Raw genomic sequence first — 1,842 nt, 5'->3', positions numbered from 1 at the left:
CCAGAAGATAGCATGGGTTCCGTTATGGAGAGCTTAGGTTCACGTAAAGCAGAAATGGTTAATATGATCAACAACGGCAGCGGTAACGTTCGCCTTGAGTTCTTGATTCCAGCGCGTGGTTTGATCGGTTACAGAACGAACTTCTTAACACTGACTCGCGGTTATGGAATTATGAATCACGCATTCGACAGTTATGGTCCTTACCAAGGAGCAAACGTTGGTGGACGTCATGAAGGCGTACTTGTATCCAGCGAAACTGGCGTTTCCACACTGTACGGAATTCTATCCGTAGAGGATCGCGGTATCCTGTTCGTTCACCCGCAAACTGAGGTTTATGAAGGTATGATCGTTGGCGAGCACACGCGCGATAACGACATCATCGTGAACATCTGTAAAGAAAAAGCGGTAAACAACATCCGTTCAGCGAACAAAGAAGAAACTGTGAAAATGAAAACTCCTCGCCTTTACTCTTTGGAGCAAGCTCTTGAGTATTTGAACGATGATGAGTACTGCGAAATTACGCCAAAATCCGTTCGTATTCGTAAAAAGATCTTGAACAAAAGCGAACGTGAACGTTCTGAGAAACAACGTAAAACGGCCGAAGCTAACGTCTAGTTCACAAAGTGTTCTTAATAAGGGGAATGTCAGCCGTCCGGCTGCATTTCCCTTTATTTATTTGTGCAATTGAGCGATAATGAACTAAGTTGACTTTACTTTTTTAAGCGAAATGGAGTGTATGGTATTGACAGCATTGAACGAATGGTTTGGAAATCACATTTACATCACTTATTTGCTAATCTTCATATTCATGTCTTATGTGTATAACAAAGTTTTTCGCACGCGCAAATTACCAGTCCTTAAGACAGCTGTTGTTTACCTGCTTATGGCGATCGGATCGATTATGCTTCTCGGTTTTCAGTTGGTAGGACTGCCGATTGTGCTTTGCTTGACCGTAGCAATTTCTCTCATGTTTCTAGTCCGGATCCGTTATTTTATTGAAAAAAGAAGCGGAAGCAGCAGTCCGGAATGACGAGATATTGGCTAACTCCAATTGTGAATTATTCGCCATTAGTGCTTGGTGCTGACCGTATTCATTGTACGCCGCTGAAAGCCTTGGAGTCGTTCCGAGAGTTGGCAAATGKGAGACATCCCAGATTGCTTGCGATGTTTAAATCCAGTCTACTGTTAAGCGATGACGAGGAATTGTGCGGCTCAGAACTTCTAGAACTGGATCTCGAGCTGTTTGAGGCGTTTAGCTTCGATGGTAAGCCCTTTCATCTCTCGCATTGCGCAGAAGCCTTTATTGATCGTCTGCTCACGCGTAAGGAGGCTTTAGAGCTTGTCACTTCCTTACCTGAAAGTGATGTAGTCCCAGAACATAGCCGCTGGAGACATCAATGGCTTCGTTGGTTGGAGTCAGGTTATGACGTTATACTACTTAGAGAGGATGGGCGTTAAGATGAATCTCCAAGATACGTTTTTCAATTGGCTGCAGATGCACATAGTCAGTGAAGCTAGACCAAGTGATGAGGCAGCCAAGGAAACACTTGATTTTTTCGCTATGATGCTTCATGAGGACCACGGGGTCAGCCAAATTGAACTCGTTGACGAAACAGATCCAATGAAAATTCACATTTCCTATGAACGCGAGGGAGTCAAGAGCAGACAGAGCTTCGATCGCGAATCCGCGGAGAAGCTATTGGATGATATTAATGGCAATCCCATTTACAATAATCAATAGGCAGGAATTTTGGCGACATAACTTTTTTAATCCGACGTACAATAAGGTATATCTGGGTTAAAAAGGAGTGTTCGCATGACCTGAAAATAGATACATAAGGG

3 protein-coding genes and 1 pseudogene are annotated in these 1,842 nt (G+C 43.6%); all 4 read left to right on the top strand.

The features are described from left to right. Positions 1 to 615 (top strand): annotated as a pseudogene (locus AC1DUA_RS35870) (translational GTPase TypA); the annotation flags it as partial. Between the two features lie 136 nt (positions 616 to 751). Beyond that, complete coding sequence (locus AC1DUA_RS35865; protein ID WP_127452393.1) at positions 752 to 1,030, top strand: YlaH-like family protein; 279 nt, start codon at positions 752 to 754, stop codon at positions 1,028 to 1,030. Beyond that, positions 1,027 to 1,458, top strand: a complete 432-nt coding sequence (locus AC1DUA_RS35860; protein WP_477504275.1) for a hypothetical protein — start codon at positions 1,027 to 1,029, stop codon at positions 1,456 to 1,458. The genes AC1DUA_RS35865 and AC1DUA_RS35860 overlap by 4 nt, the downstream gene beginning before the upstream one ends. Before the next feature lies 1 nt (position 1,459). Beyond that, a complete protein-coding gene (locus AC1DUA_RS35855; protein ID WP_477504274.1) occupies positions 1,460 to 1,741 on the top strand; it encodes a hypothetical protein in 282 nt (93 codons plus the stop codon). Positions 1,742 to 1,842 lie beyond the last annotated feature (101 nt).

This window comes from Paenibacillus sp. 01T422, from assembly GCF_056398785.1.
Note: the sequence above shows the minus strand (reverse complement) of the source record. Positions and strands in the feature narration are given on the sequence as shown.